Origin of the sequence: Mesorhizobium sp. M0514 (assembly GCF_040321145.1) — a bacterium.
In the GTDB taxonomy this organism is placed as follows: domain Bacteria; phylum Pseudomonadota; class Alphaproteobacteria; order Rhizobiales; family Rhizobiaceae; genus Mesorhizobium.
This window is the reverse complement of the sequence record NZ_JAMYQZ010000013.1, coordinates 18,714-38,654: the sequence shown is the minus strand read 5'-3', so window position 1 is coordinate 38,654 and position 19,941 is coordinate 18,714. Positions and strand designations below refer to the sequence as shown.

The following is a 19,941-nucleotide window of genomic DNA, read 5'->3' as shown; positions in this document are numbered from 1 at the left end:
AGCCGTATTCGGCGCCGCGAGTACGCATCAATATTGGAGAACCTGGGCCTCTCCGTCTCCCACGCCGGTTTATCCGACTTGTCTCACGTCGTATTCCTGCAGGATACCCGCTTTGATCCGACCAGCGAAATGACAACTTGCGAGATGCGATTCCGACAAGCTGTTGACCGGAGGCGATGTCTCACAAACACTTTGCACGGCAGGGCAGCGCGTACGAAAACGGCATCCGGTCGGCGGATTCACAGGGCTTGGCACATCTCCCTTTAGAATGATCCGCTGACGTTCGCGCTCCTCAACTGGATTTGTCGACGGGACCGCGCTGAGCAGCGCCTGTGTATACGGATGTGCGGGCTGGCTATAGAGCGCGCCGCTCTCACCTTCTTCCATGACGCGGCCGAGATACATCACGTAGACGCGCTGTGCGGCCTGGCGAACGATGGCCAGATCGTGCGCAATGAGAAGACATGACATTCCGAAATCATCGCGCAGCTTCAGAAACAGGTTCATGATCTGCGCTCTGATGGAGACATCGAGCGAACTGACAGGCTCATCGCATATGAGTACGGTTGGGTTGGCAGCAAGAGATCGCGCGATACACACGCGTTGACGTTGGCCACCCGACATCTCGCGCGGATAGCGCTCCATTATCTGTTCGGGCAGCCCCACTTGGTCCAAGAGTTCTTTGACACGTGCCGCCCGCGCGGAATGGTTGTTCTCCCCATTGATGAGCAGCGCTTCATCGATCGCCTGACCAATCGTCTGTCGGGAACTCAGCGAGGAAAGCGGATCCTGAAAGATGTATTGGATCTTGCGCCTTCGTTCGAACAAATGCTTGCCGCTCATAGCCAGGAAATTTTCGCCCTTGAATCGGATCTCTCCGGATTTGGCGCTCTCGAGACCGAAGATCGTGCGACCCAGTGTCGATTTTCCGCATCCCGACTCCCCGACCAATCCTACAATCTCGCCCGCGCCAATCTTCAGGCTCACGCCATCACAGGCCTTAATCTCAGCCCCTGTGTGGCGGTCGCGAAAGTGAGTTTTGAGATCGACGATCTCAATGAGGTTCTCAGGCATCTTCCATCACTCGCGCAAGCTTGTTGATGATGACCGGGCATGCGGCGACGTGCGTCGACGACTCTCCTGGTACGGAAAGCAAGTGCGGTTGAGTGGCGCTGCAGCTCTGCAGCGCCGAAGCGCAGCGTGGCGTGAACGCACAACCGCGTATCAACCGAGACAGATCTGGCGGCTGGCCAGGAAGACCAATAAATTTCGAACCAATGTCTGCATTTAGCGATGGAACTGAACCGAGCAGACCTTTGGTGTAGGGGTGGACCGGCGTCATCAGCACGTCGTCCACCGGACCCAGTTCTGACAGCCGGCCGGCGTACATCACCGCCACCTTGGTCGCCATGCCGGAGACCACACCAAAATCGTGAGTGATGATGACGATGGCCATCTGCAGGCGCCTCTGTAGGTCTTTCAGCAGCTCCACGATCTGAGCCTGAACCGTGACATCGAGCGCGGTGGTAGGCTCATCCGCTATGAGGAGCTTGGGCTCGCCGGCAATGCTCATCGCTATGCCAACGCGCTGGCGCATACCCCCGGAAAGCTCGTGCGGATACTGCTGCAGTCGGCTTAGTGGATCGGGTAGCCCGACCAACGCCAGCAGTTCGGCGGCTCGTTTGTCGGCCTGCGCCGCAGTCATGCCAAGGTGCAATTCCGAGACCTCGGCGATCTGCCTTCCAATGCGTCGGACCGGGTTGAGAGAACTCAACGGATCCTGAAATATGACGCCGATCTCGCCGCCACGCAGTTTGCGCATTTGTTGCTCAGGCGCTCGCAGGATGTCGAGGCCGTTGAATTTCACCGTCCCCTCTATTTCAGCGTCGAGTCCCGTCGGAAGCAGAGATAGCGGCGCCATGTTGAGGATGGTCTTGCCGCTGCCGCTTTCGCCGACAATCGCCAGGACCTCGCCTTCGTCCACACGGTAGCTCACGCCATCGACCGGCTTGACGCTGGTTCTCGCCGTATGGAGCGTCACCGACAGATTGGAGACTTCGAGCAATGCAGGTGTTGGGGAACTCCCAGTGCTCATGTCGCGATCTCCTTCATGAACAGTTTCTTGCGGGCGGCCAAGCTCCGCTTGGTCATCCGGCGCGGGTTCTTGGACAGCGCGATCTTCTCGCCGAACAGGTTGAAACCTACGACCATGATGGTAAGCGCGAGCCCCGGAAGGATCACCAGGCGCGGTGCTTCTTCAAGATAGGGTAGGCTCGAAACCAGCATCTGTCCCCACTCCGCTTGCGGCGGCTGCACACCGAGCCCCAGAAAGCTCAAGTTAGCGATCGCGAGGGCCAAAATACCGACGTCCGCGCTTGCGTAGATCAGCACGGATCCCAATGCGACCGGCACCAGATGTTTGAATATGATCCTGAGTCGGCTGGCGCCCAAAACGCGAAGGCTTTCGATATGCGGCTGGTTTACTGCCGCCGCCACCACACCTCGCGTCAGCCGGGCATAGATTGGCGTCCAGGCGATCGCCAGCGCAATGATCATATTCCAATAGCTAGGGCCGAATACACCAACGATCGCCAGCGCCACCACGAGACTAGGCACACTGAGGCCGAAGTCGACCATACGCATGAGGATTTCGTCGATCCAGCCACCGAAATAGCCGGATATGGTCCCAACCAACATTCCAAATATGCCGGCAAGAAACAGGACAATGGTCACACCCACGAGCGTGGTCTGGGCACCCGCAATAAGTCGGCTGAGCACGTCGCGCCCGAGGTTGTCGGTGCCCAGCCAATAGACTCCTGAAAACGATTCAGTTGGAGCAAGGAGGTTTTGCGTATTCGGGTCATAAGGGCTGACCAGCGAGCCGAAGATCGCGATGAAGACAAAGAACCCGATCATCAGCGAGATCGGCCAGCCGACGCTGCGAAAGAATGATTTTATCGAACTCATGATCAGGCCCTCGCAGCCCGACGTTGAAGCGGATCGACGACAATGACGATCAGGTCGACGACGAGATTCACCACAATGAACAGCACGGAGAAGATCAGCAGGCACGCCTGCAGTACTGGGAGATCCCGGAAGCGAGCTGCCTCAACAAAATAGGCGCCAAGACCTTGCCACGAAAAAATCGGTTCGATGATGAACGCGTTAGGCACCATCTGGGCCAGCGCCATTCCAAACGCTGTCAAAACGACCGGGACGATATTCGGCAAGGCGTCGCGAAACAGAATTCTTCGTCTGCTGAAGCCTTTGCTGATCGCGGTAATGACATAAGGCTTGCTCATAGTTTCCTCCAGCGCGACCCGCGCGACGCGGCTGAGGAGCGCACCTGGAACAACCCCAATGGCGATGCTCGGCAAAATCCAACTGGAAAGTCCCCTGAAGCCGAAAGTGGGAAACACGTTCCACGTCACGCCGAACGCATAAATGAGCATTGAGGCTAGGAAAAATTTTGGGATCGACACGTTCAAAACGGCGAAGGCGCGGATCATCCGGTCTGTCGTTCCGTTAGGCCACATGGCACCCATGAAGCTGAGCCCGACACCAACGATCAGCATGACAATGCCGCCGCCAGCAATAAGAACCAGAGTGGGCTCAAGGCGTTCCATTATGGCTTCTGAGACCGGCTGACCGGTTCGCAGCGACCTTCCGAAATCGCCCTGCAACACATCGCCGAGCCAGTGCACATATCGCAATGGCAGCGGATCGTTCAGGCCGTATTCGATCGCCACCTGCTCAACGACCTTGTGCGACACAAAGCCGCCTCTCAACTCAGCTATGAGCGCGGCCACGTTTCCGGGAAACGCTGCGATCAAGATGAAAGAGAACACAGAGGCGATGGCGATGAGGATGGCGGCGGAAACACCGCGCTTCATGGCTATTCTCAGCATGGCGAACCTTTGGCTTTCCTGAGACTGCGGGTGCCTCGGCGCGAAGCCGAGGCAGTACAGCTTAAAGAGATATGCCTTTCAGCGGCATCTCGTATTCTGTCGCGGGTATGGCAAAAGCCTTGACGCGATCATTGTGCGCCCAGATTCGCTGGGCGTGGAACAGCGGCATCATCGCCCAGTTGTCATGCAGCCAGGTGAAAACGGCCTGGAATGCCTCAGCCCGCTCGGGCTCCGGAGCCGAGAGTGCCTTGAGGATCAGTGGGTCAACCGCCTTGTCCTCGTAGATCTTTCCATCCGTTCCCGGTTCGATCGTCGAGAGGACCATCAAACCAATTGAATTGAAGGGGTCATACGGCGCGCCGTTGGTTATAAACAGCGAGAGATCATACTTGAACTCCGGAATATCACCGTGACGCGTAGCGTGGTCGACGTTGCGCAACTTCACACCGATACCGGCTTCCGAAAGCAACGCCTGTATAACCTCGCCTAGGGCCCGGGAGCTCGGGACCGCGTCTTCGGATATGACAAGATCGATGTTCAGCTGCTTGCCGTCCTTGGATCGGACAGGCTCTCCAACCCAACCGGCCTCGTCGAGCAGGCTCTTAGCTTTTTCCAGGTCACGCTTCGGAACTTCAAATCGGGTTCCCGAATAGGCGATCACCTCGGGATAAAGGTTCATCGTAGGCGTGGCAAAACCCTTCATCACTGCCTTGCAGATGCCCTCGCGGTCGATAAGCAGGTTGAACGCCTCGCGAACACGCACATCCTTAAAAGTATCGATGCGCGGGTTGAAGCCGAGCACAATCGTATCCGTGCCCGTGTCGGTCACCACGGTCATGCCGGAAGACTCAAGGGTCTTCGCATCCTGAGGACTGACGGGAGCGATGAACTGTCCGCCCATCGCGTCGATGTCGCCTGCTCGTAGCGCCGACATCCGACTGCGTGCGTCCGGCATGACAATCAGCGAAACCTTGTCAACAGAAGGCTTTGCCCCCCAGTACTTTTCGTTGGGAATGAGGTCGGTGCCCTCAGGCGCGTCCTTCTCGATCTTCCACGGACCGGTTCCCACAGGAGATGCGTACTTACCCTCTCCATCAACTGCTTTAGGACTCAGGAACCTTACGGGCCTGACATAGGAAAACTCTACGAGAGCCGTGGGAGTCGGCTGCTTGAAATGGATTGCGATCGTCATCGGGTCGACGATCTCGATCTTGTCGAGATTCGCGCTGATACGCATCCAGTTGTAGTCTTCCTTCGGAAGCCAGCGATCCAGATTCCACTTTGCCGCTTCGGCGTTCCAAGGCTCGCCATCCGTGAACGCCACCTCGGGGCGAAGCTTGAACGTGTATACTTTGTCATCGGGTGACTTGTCCCACGAGGCAGCCAGAGCCGGTTCGATCTTGCCGCCTGAAGAGTAGTGCACGAGCGGGTCGAAGATCATATCCTGCACGGCGAAGATGCCGACATAACGCTGCGGATCGAGATTTCCCGCTGCGCGACCGATCGGCAGTCGCAACGTGTTGCCTTCTTCTGCCGAAGCTTGATTCGTACCAACACCGGTGACCAAGAGGCCGCCAATGGCCGCCGATCCCAGCAATAGAGTTCTGCGTGAAAGAAGTGTCATCTGAGTTCCCCTGTTATGGTTATGACCTGTCTTCTGCGTAGCCTTCGACCCTTGCGCTTCCTTTTGATTGTCGCCCCTTTCCGAGGCTGCGCTCATTTTGTTCGATTCGAATTCCGGACTGGTTGATCTCCTACGGCAGCGCCACACCTCGGTGCTTGACATGCCTGAATGCTCAGTCGTGGCTGGGGCCGGCAACCGCGGATTTGGGTACGACGCTGCCAGGGGCTCCGCCGAAGAAGCGCGCTGGTCTGAACATGGCGAGTTCTTCGCGGATGTTCCCGTGAACAATCTCATCGGCCAGCAACCGGGCCATCTGCGGGGCGATCGTGACACCGCTATGTGTCACGCCAACATAATACCCATCGACTTGCGGCATCGGGCCGGCGCAGGTCAATCCGTCGCCGGGAATCGGACGAACCGTCGTCCTGACGGCCTCGATGCTGACTGCCTCGAGCGCTGGAAGTAGCTCACGTGCAGCATTGAGAATGGTGGTCGCTTCGATGCCATCGGGCCGAAGCAGTTTCGGTTCGGAGAGCTGATCGTCGACTGATATCTTATGAAGCATCAGGCGGCCTGCGCCGTCGGGACGGACATCGAGATCGTCAGCGTGGAACTGCCGTCTCAAGGTCATCGCCACTGGCTGAGTGAACGCCAGAACGCCGATTGACGACTTCATTGGGATGCCGGGAATCTCGCCCAAGCTTTCTTTGGATGCCCCCCCTGCGCAATTCACCACAATGTCAGCTTCGAATCGTTCGCCGGCCGCCGTGCGCACGCCTGAAACGCGTCCAGACCGCGTCTCCAACGACTTGACTTGCGTGCCGGTGTACACCTGCGCGCCCCAGCGTTCGCACGCACTGCGCAACAGGCAAGCTGCGTACAGAACGGGATCGATCCAGCCCTCTTCGGGGTAATAGACGATAGGCGCCTCACCTATCGCCCGAACATCGAGGTCAGGCTCCATCGCGGCAACCTGATCCCGGGAGATGAAATCGACGCCATACCCCCATTCCTGTTCAAGCTTTACTCCCGCCAGCTGCTTTGCCTGTGCAGCCTCCGTGGTCCACCATTCGAAACTGCCTGTTTGGTTGAACCAGCCCGCGCCCTCGAACTCACGGGCGAGATCGATATAGGCGCGCATACCAGCGACATTGAGCGCATGGTATTCGCGAGGTCTTTTGCCGTTGGCATTGGTCCAAGCAAAACTTACCGCGGAAGCGCCAGAAGCAACTCTACCCTGCTCAAGGACAGAAACTTTCGCTCCCGCTTTCGCCAACTCGTATGCAACGGAGGTACCAATAACTCCGGATCCTATAACGATAGCACGCATATATTATTGCTCCGAGCGCTTTATCCCAGCAATGCTTTCGGCATCTCAGCATGCAGCCGAGTTCGTCTTGGAAGCGGCTGTCTCTGCTGGCGTATTCTGCTGAGAGCGACATGCATCGTCAACGATCCAGCGACGTGTGGTTTATGCTTTAAAGTTATGAACTTCGCGGATGAGTCCGGGAGTGCCGGTGATAGGCTGCACGAAAATTGCCCGGGGACGCATGCATCATGAGTGCCGATCATCAAGCACCAGCTTTTATGGTGCTCGACAAAAATGCCATTCGAGCTGCGCTCTCGATCGAACTGTCGCTCGAGATCGCAGAAGCAGCGCTACGCAAGACGTCGAACGGCGTTGCGAGCCAAGATGTCCGACGAACGCTGACGCTGCCTGGGTCGGAAGGAACTTGCCTATCCGTAATGTACGCGGCGCTCTCCGACCGCGACCTGTTTGGTGCGAAAGTCCTCTCTATCTTTCCTGACAACTTCGCCCTGGGGCTGCCTTCTCATCGAGGAGCTATCATCCTCTTTGATAAGGAAAATGGCAGTCCGGTTGCACTGGTCGATGGCGGGGAATTGACCGCCTGGCGCACAGCGGCAGCGAGTGCCGTCGCTACCAGAGCACTATCTCGCGCCGACTCCTCAATCCTTGCGATCTTTGGATATGGCGAACAGGCGCGACGCCACATAGAAACGATCTCGAAGGTGCGGCCTATCAAGCGGCTTCACATCTGGGGGCGAAATCCTGGGAAGGCGTCGCGTTTCGCCGAAGAACAGGCGAGCGCAGGCTTTCAGACATTGGTCTTCCCATCCGCAAGAGACGCCCTGGTAGAAGCGGACATTGTCTGCACCACAACCTCGGCGCAGGAGCCGGTACTGTTCGGCGAATGGCTGCCTCCGGGGATTCACATCAACGCCGTCGGCGCAAGCGTGTCTCAATGCCGCGAACTCGACCTGGAATGCGTGCGCAGATCGAGCATTTGGGTCGACTACATGCCAATGGCGCTCATCGCGGCCGGAGAGATGGTCGAAGCTTTCAAGCTCGGGGTTGCTAGCCGAGACGACATCCGCGGAGAAGTCGGCGCGATGTTGGAAGGCGCCGTCCCCGGCCGCACTACCGATGCGGAGATCACTCTATACCGTTCTCTCGGCGTCCCGGCGCAGGATATCGAACTTGCGAATTTCGTTTACTGCGTTGCCCGCGAAAAGTCGCTTGGCACGCCCATTGATTTCGAGGTGTGATCGTATGCTGGACTGCCAACGTAATCTTTTCGATCTCCCAAGGTCGATCTCCTATCTCGACGCCGCATACATGTCTCCAATCCCGAAAATATCGCTGCAGGCTGGCATAGCCGGGACGGCGGTGAAGGCGTCGCCCTGGAAGATGTCCATCGGGTCGTACTACGACGAGGTCGAGGATGCACGAACACTGGCCGCTTCGATGATCAACGCGGATGCGGACGATATCGCAATCGTTGCTGCCACAAGCTACGGTACAGCAGTTGCCGCGGCCAACGTGCCTGTGGAGCCCGGCTCGACGATCATCCTCATGGAGAACGAACATCCGTCGCATCGGTATGTCTGGTACGAACTGGCGGAGAAAAAAGGTGCGTCGATCACAATCGCGAAACGGCCCGCCGACAATGACTGGACGTCTGCGATCATCTCGACGATCGGGTCGTCCAGCGTGCCGGTCGCTGTCGTCGCAGGTACGATGGTGCACTGGTTCGAGGGAATGTCGGTTGACCTGGAGGCAATCGCATCCGCCGCACGGGAGGTTGGCGCCTGTGTCGTCGTCGATGGAACCCAGTGGGTCGGAGCGCTGCCTTTCGATGTCAAGACGGTGCGTCCGGATTTTCTCGTTTTCGCGACCTACAAATTCCTTCTCGGGCCATATCGGCTTGCGTTTCTTTACGCGGACCGCCGATGGCATTCGACAGGCAAGCCTCTCGAACACCATTCGTGGAACCGTGTAGGCGGCGATAAATCGGACTTCTATGCGGTAGATGTGGCTGAGTTTCTACCAGGCGCCCGGCGATTTGACATGGGCGAACGCTCCGATTTCGCGGTACTGCCAGTTGCGACCGCTTCTCTTCGCCTCTTGAGTGAGTGGAGCGTCCCAACCGTGTTTTCCCGGCTTGATTACCTCAACCAATTGATCTGGGACGAAGCTGCGAAGCTCGATCTAACGGTGTCTGACAACCGCTTTCGAGCCCCGCATATTGCAATCGTCGATCTTGGCGACAGGCCGATAGAGGGACTTTCCGAGCACCTCAAGAGCCAGGGAATTTTTGCGACCGTGCGTGGAAAGAAACTACGGATCTCTCCTCACGTCTATAACGACGAAGAGGATGTGAAGCGCCTCTTCGCAGCTATTGCATGAATTGCGGGGCCGCAAGACCCCTCCCCTTCGCTGACACGGTCAGACGGCGGCAGTGAATTGGATTTCCACACGGATGTCCGGGAGCGCGAAGGTCGCGCCCACGGTAGCGCGTGCGGGAGGAACCGTGCCTTCGAGCCACGTGATCCACGCCCTGTTCATCTCATCAAACTCGTTGATGTCGCGCATCCAAATTTGCGCTGACAGAATTTTCGATTTGTCCGACTGAGCCTTGCCAAGAAGCGCGTCAGCCTTCCGCAGCACCTGTAGAGTCTGCCCGAAAGCATCGGCACTTCTGTCATCGGCTGTCAGGCCCGAGAGATATGCCACCCCCTGATGGATAACCACACGGCTCAATTTTTCGTTTGTTTCTAGCCTTTGGATGTCTGACATCAATTTGGTTTCCATTGCTGTTGCATCGGCGGCCAGAGCTTGCTGAACTAGCTTTTTGCTGCCGCCAGATGCGGCGACAGTCGCTTCGGGATCAAAATCGGTCAATTGAGTTGGGGCCGCACGCATCGGGCGAAAAGTTATGAACTCAGCGCACGAGGTTCAGGATGCCTTCCTCTACCCCGTTCATATAGCTGCGCGTGCCCTGGATGAGATGTTCGGTGAACGCATCGGCTGCCGTGGATGCGATCACGCCCCATGGTCGATAGACACTGAGATTGAGATCGAGATGAGGCCGGAAATCCCTGATCTCGATCGGTAGGTCGCGCGCCGTCCAGGCGGACAAGCGATCAACGACGGTTACGCCCATGCCGCACGCTACAAGACTGATGCAGGTACTTGAAAGGCTCGACTCCACTTTGAGTGAACGGTTCACCCCACGCTCCACGCACAAGGCGTCGAGTTGCCGCCGCATTGGATCTGATAATCCCATCGAAATGAAGTTGATGCCGTCGAGATCGTCCGCCTGAATGACCTGCAATTGTGAGAGCTTGTGGCCGGCAGGCATCACGCAAACCGGCGGAGTTGCCGTCAAGGCGCGGCGAACGATTGATGGGTTCTCTTCCGATGAGGTAACGCCGATTCCGATGTCCAACTGGTTACGGCTCGCCCGCTGGATAACGGTTATCGAGCTCCGGATCTCCAGCGAGATCGAGACTGATGGATGAAGTTGGGAAAAGCTGGTGATCAGCGACGGAAGTAGCGTGAGTCCAAAGGCTGGTAATGCACATACGTTCAGCCGGCCGCTGCGTAGTTCACGGATATCTCTAGCCGCACGCGAAATACCTCGTGCCGACTCAAAAACCCGTTGCACTTCAGCGTGCAGCATATGCGCCTCCGGCGTCGGAATGAGACGTTGCCGGGTCTTCCTGAAAAGCTGGAAGCCGGCCTTCTCCGCAAGGTGCTGCAGCATCTTGCTAACGGCCGGTTGCGTGATGTCCAGAGCGTCCGCTGCCTTCGTCGTTGTTCCGTGCAGCATAACCGAGGCGAACACCTCGATTTCGCGGGGAGTGAATTCCTCGTGTTTCCCTGGATCAGTGGCACTTCGATTGCCCATCCAGAACCACCCTTGTTATCAAAACCAGATACTTGACGCTAAGGCCAGGCGAGTGTCTCTACTAATAACTTTGGGGAATAATCTCATGCAAGCAGTTCATAGATAATGAGATCATTGCCAGCCGTTCGTATTTTTGGCCCTTTTTGCAGGCGAACATGAGGGTGCGTTGTGGCCGCGCTGCCTCAAGGATGCGCCCGCAAGCCTTCCGATCCTGATCGGCGATCACACAAAATCGGAGAAAACCTCACGGGCGCTTGGCGCGATGCCTCGCCATTTCGCCTGCCCGTTACCTCGGAGAGCGGGCGGAGGGAGGCCAATCATCCCTGCGGTATGGGAGATTCTGCCAGGGTAAACGCAACCTCATTGCCCCGACTTTATGAACGTCGATGATCCCATCCTATAACCCTCGAGAATAGCTCATGCTGATAAAAATATTAGACGGCATGATCTGCGCCATGTCACCTTCCTTAAAATTACATGTGACAGCTGGAGTGGATACCGGCCGTGCCGAATTGGAAAGAGGTTCTGCCCCTTGGTTCGGACGGCGTTTGCGGAAACGATCGCGGCAACACCACTTCGGCGACTCACCAAAATAATCCGGCAAGAGGAAAGATCGGAACCGCGCGGAGGCAGCCCGTCCGGCTCGCGAGGTAAAATGGGGAAAAGGGCGATGGAGAAAGCTCAATGACACTTACGCGTCGCAACATTCTAACGTCTTTCGCCACTGCACCACTCCTGTTGGGGTTGGACGGCCTGATCAGGTCTGCCATGGCCGACAACCACACGGGAACCTTGCGTGTCGCGGTGGCCAAAGCGTCCGCCAATCTGGACGCGCGTGACTATGTCGCCCAGTTCCAACTGCAAGATCTCATTTACGAGCCATTGATCAGATATGGGGAAAGGGGTGCTCCGGTACCCTGCCTCGCAGAATCCTGGAGCCTTTCCGACAACGACACTCGATTGACGCTGAATTTGCGGAAGAATGTAAGCTTTACCGACGGGCATCCCTTCGACGCGGATTCGGCTATCTGGAACCTGAAACTCTGGATGGGTGTTGCGGACAATTCCTGGATCAACGCCTCCAAGTTTTTCTCGGGTGTCCAGAAGATCGACGAGCACACGATCGAGATCAAGTTTACGCAGCCCGTACCGGGGCTCATGTATGAACTCAGCTATGTTCGGCCCGTACGTTTCCTGTCTCCCATTTCCGTCAAAGAGGACGGAACCCTCAAGGCACCGGTTGGAACTGGGCCGTGGATTGTTCAAGCAAATTCGACCTCCGGCAGTTCTTTCATCCGCAATGATAAATATTGGGGAGATAAGCCATCTTTTTCCGGGATCGAGATTACCGTTATGCCGGATTCTCGTTCCCGTGTTGATGCCATGCGTTCTGATGAACTGGACATTGTCGGCGGCGGAGCCGCTGCGCTGACATCGCAGGAGGCGGACACCTTGCGGCGGGCGGGAATCAACGTCATCACCGCGCAGGGCTCGATGACGATGGTGCTTTCCTTCAATACTCAAAGGAACCCCGCCCTTGCGGAGAAGGCCGTACGACAGGCGATTGATGTTGGCTACGACCGGACTGCCGTATCGGCTGTGCTCTTCAATGGCGACGCCGCTCCGGCTGGTGATCTTCTCGGGCCCACCGTGCCCTTGTCTGGCACGAGGCATGACGCACCCGTTCGCGACGTCGAGAAAGCGAAGCAACTGCTCGAGAACGCCGGTTGGACGGGCGCGCCGTACCGCTCGAAGAGTGGCAAGAACTTGTCCCTGGAGCTTCTAGTTTCAGACGATTTTATCGCCGGCTCCAAGGTGTTTGGCGAAATTCTTCAGCAGCAGCTTGGTGAAATAGGCATAAACGTCACGGTGCATTCCGTCGACCATGCCTCCCGTCATTCCGAGATTCCTAAGCGCGAATATGACATCGCAATCTTTCAGACCTATGGCGCTCCCTATGATCCATTCGGCTCGGTGACACTTCTGTTCCTATCCACGATAGAAAGCGGGTCCGACGGCAAGGTCGCGCTCGATCCAAGTCTGGATCCACTCATCGCAGCTGCCACTGAAGCGGTGGGAGGTGAAGCTCAGTTGGCCGCATTGCACGTCTTCTACGACAAGCTTCGTGAAGATGTCCTATATTCACCAGTCCTCTACCCGCCGACATATTGGGCAGCTTCGAGTCGGGTCGAAGGCTTCAAGGTCCCTCCCACCGATACAGAATTCCCCTATCGAGGTATCGTGTTGAAGTCTTAGTTCCGGGGAGGTGGCTTGTTCATGTTTATTTATCTGAGGCGCCGATTGCGAAACTCAGCACTGCTGCTGCTGATGGCGTCAGTATTGTGTTTCGGGCTCGTCGTGGCTGCCCCGGGAAACGTCGCGCAGCTCATCGCCGAGCTGCGCTTTCCGGGCGCATCCAAGGCTATGGTAGACCAGGTCGCGCAGGAGCTCGGGCTGAACGATCCTGTTCCTGTTCGCTATTGGCACTGGTTGCAAGGCGTCGCTCAAGGTGACTTCGGCATTGCCTATATAACAGGCGAAGATGTCGGCAACGCCATCAGAGACAGGGTTCCGACCACGATGAAACTCATTCTCGGGGGGAGCATCGTGACGATAGTCTTATCGGCAGCGATGGGACTGATCGGTGCGGCTTGGCCAGGACGTTTCCCCGACCACATAGTGCGGCTCATGGCTCTGCTAGGCGCGTCGACACCGGTGTTTTTCGGAGGCGCAGTTCTGATCCTGATTTTCGCCGTCAATTTGCGATGGTTGCCTTCGTTTGGCGACAGCTCCATTTTGAGTTGGGTACTCCCATCAATCGCGATGGCGGCGCCTTCCGCTGCTGTGCTTTCTCGTGTGCTCCGGATCGGCATTTCCGAAGCGATGACACGGCCTTATGCCCTGACGGCGCGCGCGAAGGGGTTCTCGGTCCTGCATATCATGCTCCGCGATGCCTTACCCAATGCAGTTCCCGCATATGTCAGCGCGCTGGGCAACATGATCGGCTCGATGACTATCGGAGCGATCATCGTCGAACCGCTTTTCGCCCTTCACGGCATAGGCGAGCTCTTTGTATCAGGCGTTCGCACCAGAGATTTCATGGTCATGCAGGCCTGTCTCCTGGCGTTTGTACTGTATGTCTCGCTGGTGAACCTGATAGCCGACTTGCTGATGATTGCGGCGGACCCTAAGCTGCGGAGGCAGGTGGCATGAAGCGCTTTTGGCATTCCGTTGGAGAGGCGTTCAGCAACTTTCCAAAGTCCGCGCTGATTGGGGTAGGTCTGTTTCTCTTTCTAGGAGCATTCGGTCCGTGGCTGGTCCCCCACGACCCCAACCTACAGGATCTTACTGCTCGCTTCGCCGGTCCCTCAGCCGATCATTGGCTCGGGACGGACCATATCGGCCGCGATGTCTTCTCGCGCTTGATTGTATCGGCTCGAACAACAGTCGTCGCAATGACCATTGTCGTGACGTTCAAGCTCCTTATCGGAGTCACGCTGGGTACTTTCGCCGGCTTCGTCAAAGGTCGGACCGAAGAGATCCTGATGCGCTTCGTGGAACTCTTCATGGCGCTTCCGTCGCTCATCATAGCTCTCGCAATCATCGGCATGCTCGGAACGGGCTACTGGAACATGGTGCTGGCGCTGATCCTGGCGTTCTGGGCAGGTTCCACTCGCGTCGCCCGCGGCGTGGCGATCGGGATATTGAACCGGCCGCATATCGAAGCACTCCGGGTTCTTGGGGCCAGCCCGCTGCGAATCTATTTCCGTCATCTGCTTCCATCAACGCTAGGAATGGTGCTGGTCTATGTTTCAGCGGATGCAGGAGGGATTGCACTATCAATTGCGACTCTTTCGTTTCTCGGACTGGGCATACAACCGCCCACTCCGGAGTGGGGGCAGATGCTCGTTGATGCGTTGCCGTACCTCGATCTCAATCCGTGGATGGTATTGCTTCCCGGCTTTGCGATCACAGGAGTCGTCGTCAGCTTCAACTTGCTTGGCGAAGCGATTGCACTGAACCGTGTGCCGCGCGACTTGCGACGTTCGGTTTTGCGGCGCGGCCGGCTTGTCGCTGCCTCATGGGAACGAGCACCAATCGAAGATCCGAAAAAGCGGATTGCGACATGAGCACAGATAAAGTTCTGGAGGTAAGAGACCTCAGTGTCGATCTCTTCACCAAGAATGGTGCACTTAGGCCTGTTGACCGGGTCAGCTACAGCGTGCGCAGGGGAGAGACGCTAGCCATTGTCGGCGAGAGCGGCTCCGGCAAGACTGTGATGAACTTCGCGCCACTCGACCTTATGCCAGTTGGGCTGGCGGTCCAGATCAGCGGTTCATTCAACATCGCCGGTACTAATATTGCAGCCTTGCCGCCTTCCAGCCTGCGCCATGTTCGTGGGAAATCGGTTGGAGTGATTTTCCAAGATCCGATGAGCGCCCTGAATCCGGTCAGGCGGGTGGGCCGACAGATCGCGGAGGTGGCGCAAAAGCAGCTAGGCTTGACCACCCGGCAAGCTGAGAAGCGCGCTGAGGAATTGCTCTCCCTGGTAGGAATGTCGGACCCAGTCCAGCGCATGAGACAATATCCTCATGAACTGTCGGGGGGTCTACGACAGCGCGTCATGATTGCGATTGCGGTTGCGAGCGAGCCGCCTCTGCTAATCGCGGACGAGCCGACAACGGCGCTGGACGTGACGATCCAAGCGCAAATACTCAAGCTCCTGCAAAGCCTTCAGAAAAGATTGAACATGGGTATCGTGCTGATCACGCACGATATGGGCGTCGTTGCCGCCATCGCGCATCAGGTCGCCGTGATGTATGCGGGACGTATTGTGGAGTACGGCCCCGTAGCGGACGTACTAGTGTCACCCTCCCATCCTTATACCTGTGGTTTGGTCGACGCGATTCCAAGAGAGGAAGATCCTTCCGGGTCACCCTTCAGGGGAATTGCCGGGCTTCCGCCGATCATGGGAGCGCCTCTGGAGGCATGCGCATTCGCCGAGCGGTGCGCATTTACCCAGCCGGTTTGTCTCAACGGCCGGCCCCAACTGCACTCCATTCCGCAATCATCTGTTTCGATGGCGTGCACTGTAAAATACGAGCAACTGAGGTAGGGACAGTGAAAAGCATCCTCGAGGTAAAGGACCTGACCACCCGCTATAAAAGCGGGGAACGGGACAAATGGATCACCGCTGTCGATAACGTTTCAGTTCACCTAAATGCCGGCGAGATCGTTGGACTTGTCGGCGAATCCGGGTGCGGCAAATCCTCTCTCGGACGAACCATAGTTGGTCTCGAGAATCATCAGCATGGCAGCGTAGTGCTGGACGGCACCGATCTTTCAACCCTCCGGGGGCGCGCGCTACGAGATCGGCGACGTACAATCCAGTACATCTTTCAAGATCCCTATGCCAGCCTATCCGAACGTCAGACCGTCGGTGAGACCCTGGCCGAGGCACTTGTCATTGCCGGCAAGGTTTCGGCCAAGCAAATCGACACCAAGGTCGGCAAGTTGCTCGATCAGGTTGGGTTACCCTCCCAAATGAATAGCCGGTTTCCTCGCGAACTGTCGGGTGGACAAAGGCAGCGGGTCGCAATCGCCAGGGCCTTGGCGGTCGAACCGAAGGTGTTGATATGCGATGAGCCTGTGTCCGCTCTTGACCTGTCAATCCGGGCTCAAGTCATGAATCTTTTCTTGGAGCTGCAGCGTGATCTGGGGGTGGCGATGCTTTTCATTGCTCACGACCTAGCGCTGGTTCGACAGGCCGTGACGCGGCTCTATGTGATGTATCTCGGGAAAATCGTCGAGGAGGGTACGAGCGAGGAGGTCTATCGGACACCTCAGCACCCTTACACCCGGGCTCTGTTAGCTTCGGTTCTGCAATCGGATCCTCGTGTTGCCGCTGAACGGGGACTTGTCACGCTGGCGGGCGAAATCCCCAGCCCGATCAATCCTCCCTCCGGTTGCCGGTTCCACTCGCGATGTCCGATTGCGCAGAGCATTTGTTCGCAGACCCCTCCTGAGATGAAGAGTGGTGGCCGCGGACGTCAGTTCGCGTGTCATTTCGGCACCGATTTGAAGGCGGCGTGACCGACAGGAACTGTGCGCTTCCAGAATGGATCGCAAATGGGGAGCGGCCTGCTGGCTCCGGTCTCGCCTCGATCGCGTTGTCATGCCTGCGGAGAAAGTCAGGGCGCACCAGCTTTCTCCCCTCTCTCCATGAGTCACGTCGACGACCGGAAACAACTAGCCGTGGACGGCGCTGCGCGGTTCATTTCTCTCGCCGTCGATCAACACCGCGAAGAAGCGCTGCAAATCTTCCTCAAGATCGTCAGGGTGTTCAAGCCCGACATTCAAGCGAAAGAGGTAGTCCGGACCCGTCCAAGGCCGAACCGTTCGCAGTGCCTTCACGGTTGATGGCGCGATCAGGCTCTTGGTTCCTCCCCAAGAAGCGCCAATGGAAATTATCTGTAAGGCGTCCAATGCAGCGAATGCTTGGCCCGCATACTGTTCCTTCAGTATGAACGTGAAGACACCGCAGGAGCCGCTGAAATCTCGCTTCCAGATTTCGTGGCCAGGGCTGCCAGGCAGCGCAGGGTGGATCACCGTTTCCACGCATGGATGTTCGGCTAGCCAAGCCGCGATGCGAAGGCCGGATGTGTCGGATCTTGCGAGGCGTATTGCCAAGGTCTCCAGTCCGCGAGCCAGAAGCACACAGTCGTCAGGCGACGTGCCGATGCCCAGTCTTCCAAGAGAGGCTTTGATTTTCAGGCCTAAGGCGTCGTCCCTTGTGGTGATCGAGCCCAAGACCAGGTCGGAGTGACCGGAGAAATGTTTGCTGAGAGCTTCCGCAACAATATCCACGCCATGGCGGATCGGCCTGAAATTGAGGGGAGAAGCCCATGTGTTATCGCACCCGACGAGTGCGCCTTTGGCGTGAGCTATCAGGACAATCGCCGGAATGTCTTGCATCTCCAGCGTTATTGACCCTGGAGACTCTGTCCAGACGAGGCGCGTGCGCGCATCAATCAGGGAATCCAGTGCGCGCAAGTCGACGGGATCGTAGAAGACGGCCTCAATGCCAAGCGACGCCAACTCATGGGTGGCAAAATCGCGCACGGGGCCATACACGGTGTCGGGTATGAGTACTTTCTCGTGTGCGGCAACAAGGGCCAGCATGGAACAAGCGACAGCAGCTTGACCGGAAGGCACCAGCAGTGTGCGGGCGCCCTCTTCCAGTTCGGTGATCTTCTTCTCCAAGTACCGATGAGTGGGCGTTCCATAGAGCCCGTAAACATATCCATCAGCACTGCGCTCGAACCGGGCGGCGAAGGACGCGGCATCCGGATACCGGATTGTCGAGGCGCGATGTATCGGAACGGTCAGGCTGTCATAGCCTTCCAGGCTCACCGCGAACCTCGCCACCGATCTTGTGTCATCATGCATTCGATCCCGTCTCCGTTAATGACGCCATTGTTGACATGCGGGGATGTATCCCGTCCAATAGCAACAAATGGCGCTGCTATTCTCTTAGGTTATGGGCCTACGGAGTTCTCTGGAGCGCGGGTCGGCTTCAAGTCCGCCATTCGGCGCTTTGCCGTCGCAACATGAGCATGCGATGCATGCGAGTGCTGCACTTAGCAGAAGGCATCATTTCGAGACCTGTTCGCAACAGCTTGAGAGACGCAATTCGAGGTCATCCAGAAGACCTTGCGTGCGGCCCGAGCCAATTGTGAGCCACGATGGGGCACCGTTGGTGTGCCTTCCATTGTCGAGCGCCGAGCCCGTGTAGGAGGTCGTGATCGCGCATCCCGGTGAGGCGACGCTTTCTCAGCCGCCGGCCACCCAATAACCTGACGGAATAGGAGGCCTAAATCTTACCATTGGACGAACCTGTGCGTCCTTCCCATGATGCAGTCGATGGACGAGTGGTGGGAATACTTTCAAGCTTGAGCAGCCGATACTCGCAACGGCACGCCGCTTCTCTTCATCAACTAGTTGGATGCATCTCAGCCGGGAAGCGTGTTGGTGAAAGGTGGGTTGCAGGGTTTCGTGGAGCGGGATGTGAGCCGTGGAAGTGTGATGGAGGGAACTCTTCACGTAAAGGACTGGTCATCGGAGCAGGCAAGAGCCGATGCAGATCCACTCATCCGGAAGCAACCTGACGCACGAGTGTGTTCGACCATTTCAGATCGCGGCTCGCAAATCCTCGAGGAACTCCGCAATAATACGAGAGGGGAGACGATTGGGCGGCCTGATCAAGAGGGTTCGAAAGTAAAGTGCGGGCTCGAACGGCCGCAAGGTCAGCCCGCGGCCCTCATACGGCTGTGCGGTCAAAGGATCGACAAGGCCGACGCCGACACCAGCAGCCACCATCGCACAGATCGTTGTCGAATAGGGCGTTTCCATCACAGTTCGCACCGCGACGCCGGCTTCCTTGAGAACGTGCTCGGCGTCGCGTCGGGTCGTGTCTTCCGGGGCGAGAGCGATAAATGGACAGCCGGCAAGATCGATTGGGCGGATGATGTCCAAGGACTCGAGTGGATGTCCCTTGGGCACCGCCACGGCTACTGGAAACTGCGCAAACTCGCTCACCTCAACACCCGTGCGATCGATCTCGTCAGCGACAATCCCGAGGTCGAACTGGCCGGAAGCGACGAGGTCGCGCACATTAGAGGACATGCGCGTCTGGAAGGTGACGGCGATGTTCGGATTTCGATCCATAAAGGCGCGAAGGGCGCGCGGAAGAACATTGGTCGAGAGCGCCGAAAGACAAGCGATCCTGAGTTCGCCGGAGCCGTAGTCTCGAATGCGGGCGGCCGCCCCCCTGAGATGGCTGAGGCCAACAAAAGCCTGTTCGACCTCGCGGAAGAAAAGCTGTCCCTCGGGAGTAGGGTGGAGTCTACCCTTGATCCGCTGGAAGAGATCGAAACCAAGCGAGCGTTCCAGCTCTTGGATCATCTTGCTGACCGCTGGCTGGGACACATGCAAAACGTCAGCCGCGCGGGCCGTGGTACCGTTGGTCATCACTACCCGGAAGACCTCAACCTGCCGAAAATTCATCGATGCCGCCACTTCAATTCAATAACTCACGCGAATAGATGTGCGGAAAATTCGCGTCCTTTTCGATCGAAATCCGTACAGCGTTCACAGTGGTTTGGAAAGGCGCTCTCATCCAATTCGTTGTTACACC

At 57.4% G+C, this 19,941-nt stretch carries 17 protein-coding genes; 7 read left to right on the top strand and 10 right to left on the bottom strand.

Annotated elements, in window-relative coordinates; all coding sequences use genetic code 11:
• Positions 1 to 69 precede the first annotated feature (69 nt).
• The 6 genes from NKI61_RS08205 to NKI61_RS08180 all read right to left on the bottom strand — a co-directional run bounded on the left by NKI61_RS08205 (position 70) and on the right by NKI61_RS08180 (position 6,862).
• A complete protein-coding gene (locus NKI61_RS08205) occupies positions 70 to 1,074 on the bottom strand; it encodes an ABC transporter ATP-binding protein (RefSeq protein WP_352839146.1) in 1,005 nt (334 codons plus the stop codon).
• Positions 1,067 to 2,095, bottom strand: a complete 1,029-nt coding sequence (locus NKI61_RS08200) for an ABC transporter ATP-binding protein (protein ID WP_031213837.1) — start codon at positions 2,093 to 2,095, stop codon at positions 1,067 to 1,069. Before NKI61_RS08200 ends, NKI61_RS08205 begins: the two co-directional genes overlap by 8 nt.
• Complete coding sequence (locus NKI61_RS08195) at positions 2,092 to 2,967, bottom strand: ABC transporter permease (protein WP_023703918.1); 876 nt, start codon at positions 2,965 to 2,967, stop codon at positions 2,092 to 2,094. The genes NKI61_RS08200 and NKI61_RS08195 overlap by 4 nt, the downstream gene beginning before the upstream one ends.
• Positions 2,968 to 2,969: 2 nt before the next feature.
• Positions 2,970 to 3,908 carry an ABC transporter permease gene (locus NKI61_RS08190; RefSeq protein WP_023686269.1) on the bottom strand — a complete coding sequence of 313 codons (939 nt, stop codon included), beginning with the start codon at positions 3,906 to 3,908 and terminating at the stop codon, positions 2,970 to 2,972.
• 61 nt (positions 3,909 to 3,969) lie between these two features.
• Positions 3,970 to 5,532, bottom strand: coding sequence for an ABC transporter substrate-binding protein (locus NKI61_RS08185; RefSeq protein WP_352839145.1), 1,563 nt, complete (start codon positions 5,530 to 5,532; stop codon positions 3,970 to 3,972).
• Between the two features lie 172 nt (positions 5,533 to 5,704).
• Positions 5,705 to 6,862, bottom strand: a complete 1,158-nt coding sequence (locus NKI61_RS08180) for an NAD(P)/FAD-dependent oxidoreductase (RefSeq protein ID WP_352839144.1) — start codon at positions 6,860 to 6,862, stop codon at positions 5,705 to 5,707.
• Between the two features lie 227 nt (positions 6,863 to 7,089).
• On the opposite strand from NKI61_RS08180, the gene NKI61_RS08175 reads away from it, so the two are divergent.
• On the top strand, positions 7,090 to 8,100 hold the full coding sequence (locus NKI61_RS08175) for an ornithine cyclodeaminase family protein (protein WP_352839143.1): 1,011 nt from the start codon (positions 7,090 to 7,092) through the stop codon (positions 8,098 to 8,100).
• 4 nt (positions 8,101 to 8,104) lie between these two features.
• Positions 8,105 to 9,241: an aminotransferase class V-fold PLP-dependent enzyme gene (locus tag NKI61_RS08170; RefSeq protein ID WP_023725094.1), complete on the top strand. Its 1,137-nt coding sequence runs from the start codon at positions 8,105 to 8,107 to the stop codon at positions 9,239 to 9,241.
• Positions 9,242 to 9,280: 39 nt separating this feature from the next.
• Here NKI61_RS08170 and NKI61_RS08165 read toward each other — a convergent pair whose 3' ends face one another.
• Positions 9,281 to 9,736 (bottom strand): RidA family protein, encoded by a 456-nt coding sequence (locus tag NKI61_RS08165; protein ID WP_245275023.1) that lies wholly within the window; start codon positions 9,734 to 9,736, stop codon positions 9,281 to 9,283.
• Between the two features lie 40 nt (positions 9,737 to 9,776).
• On the bottom strand, positions 9,777 to 10,745 hold the full coding sequence (locus tag NKI61_RS08160) for a LysR family transcriptional regulator (RefSeq protein WP_352839142.1): 969 nt from the start codon (positions 10,743 to 10,745) through the stop codon (positions 9,777 to 9,779).
• A gap of 684 nt (positions 10,746 to 11,429) precedes the next feature.
• On the opposite strand from NKI61_RS08160, the gene NKI61_RS08155 reads away from it, so the two are divergent.
• The 5 genes from NKI61_RS08155 to NKI61_RS08135 are packed head-to-tail and all read left to right on the top strand — an operon-like array spanning position 11,430 to position 16,838.
• On the top strand, positions 11,430 to 13,001 hold the full coding sequence (locus NKI61_RS08155; RefSeq protein WP_352839141.1) for an ABC transporter substrate-binding protein: 1,572 nt from the start codon (positions 11,430 to 11,432) through the stop codon (positions 12,999 to 13,001).
• Between the two features lie 21 nt (positions 13,002 to 13,022).
• On the top strand, positions 13,023 to 13,958 hold the full coding sequence (locus NKI61_RS08150) for an ABC transporter permease (protein WP_023683344.1): 936 nt from the start codon (positions 13,023 to 13,025) through the stop codon (positions 13,956 to 13,958).
• Positions 13,955 to 14,875, top strand: a complete 921-nt coding sequence (locus tag NKI61_RS08145) for an ABC transporter permease (protein ID WP_023683345.1) — start codon at positions 13,955 to 13,957, stop codon at positions 14,873 to 14,875. Before NKI61_RS08150 ends, NKI61_RS08145 begins: the two co-directional genes overlap by 4 nt.
• A complete protein-coding gene (locus NKI61_RS08140; protein ID WP_023696840.1) occupies positions 14,872 to 15,861 on the top strand; it encodes an ABC transporter ATP-binding protein in 990 nt (329 codons plus the stop codon). Before NKI61_RS08145 ends, NKI61_RS08140 begins: the two co-directional genes overlap by 4 nt.
• A gap of 5 nt (positions 15,862 to 15,866) precedes the next feature.
• Entirely contained in the window at positions 15,867 to 16,838 is a 972-nt protein-coding gene (locus tag NKI61_RS08135; protein ID WP_031198302.1) for an ABC transporter ATP-binding protein, read from the top strand.
• 156 nt (positions 16,839 to 16,994) lie between these two features.
• Here NKI61_RS08135 and NKI61_RS08130 read toward each other — a convergent pair whose 3' ends face one another.
• Positions 16,995 to 18,194 (bottom strand): trans-sulfuration enzyme family protein, encoded by a 1,200-nt coding sequence (locus NKI61_RS08130; protein WP_023683349.1) that lies wholly within the window; start codon positions 18,192 to 18,194, stop codon positions 16,995 to 16,997.
• A gap of 741 nt (positions 18,195 to 18,935) precedes the next feature.
• Positions 18,936 to 19,811 carry a LysR substrate-binding domain-containing protein gene (locus NKI61_RS08125; RefSeq protein WP_023686274.1) on the bottom strand — a complete coding sequence of 292 codons (876 nt, stop codon included), beginning with the start codon at positions 19,809 to 19,811 and terminating at the stop codon, positions 18,936 to 18,938.
• Positions 19,812 to 19,941: the final 130 nt, after the last annotated feature.